Source organism: Mycobacterium sp. NGS18, from assembly GCF_059813185.1.
Genome location: NZ_JCALEC010000035.1, coordinates 1 through 602 on the forward strand (window position 1 = coordinate 1; position 602 = coordinate 602).

At 69.9% G+C, this 602-nt stretch carries 1 protein-coding gene; it reads left to right on the forward strand.

What is annotated here, in order from left to right; translation table 11 throughout:
• The coding region (locus tag AC5Y31_RS21795; protein WP_499982975.1) for a DUF222 domain-containing protein at positions 1-602 on the forward strand (602 nt) is incomplete at both ends.

Below are 602 nucleotides of genomic sequence, written 5' to 3' on the forward strand. Positions count from 1 at the left end.
GAGGTGCTGGCCCGCCGGGAGGCGTTGGCGTGGCAGGCGCCGGTGATCGAGCATCAGATCTTGGCCCGGCTGGTGGCTGAGGGCCACGGTGAGGTACTGGCGGCGTGCTCGCTGGCCAAGGCGTTGAGTGAGCGGTTGCGGATCAGCGCGAAAGAAGCCCGACGGCGCATCGATGAGGCCGGCGAGTTGGGCCCGCGCACCGCCATCACCGGCGAAACCCTTGAGCCGGTGCTGCCGGCGCTGGCAGCCGCCCAAGCCGACGGGCGGGTGGGCCCCGAGCAGGTGGCGATCGCGCGTAAGGCGATGGCGAAGATCCCCGCCGGCGTCAGTGCTGCCGATCGCGAGCGCGCCGAGCGTGATCTGGCGGCGTTGGCCTCCGAGTTCGCCCCGGAGACCTTTCAACGCCTGGCTGTGCACCTAATCGCGGTGCTGGATCAAGATGGCGACGAGCCCGACGACCGTGAACGCCAAGCCCGGCGCGGGCTGCGACTGGGCCGCCAAGACGCCGACGGGATGAGTTCGTTGAGCGGCAAGATCACCCCAGAGTTGCGGGCCACCCTGGAGCCGATCCTGGCCAAACTGGGGGCACCGGGTATGTGCAA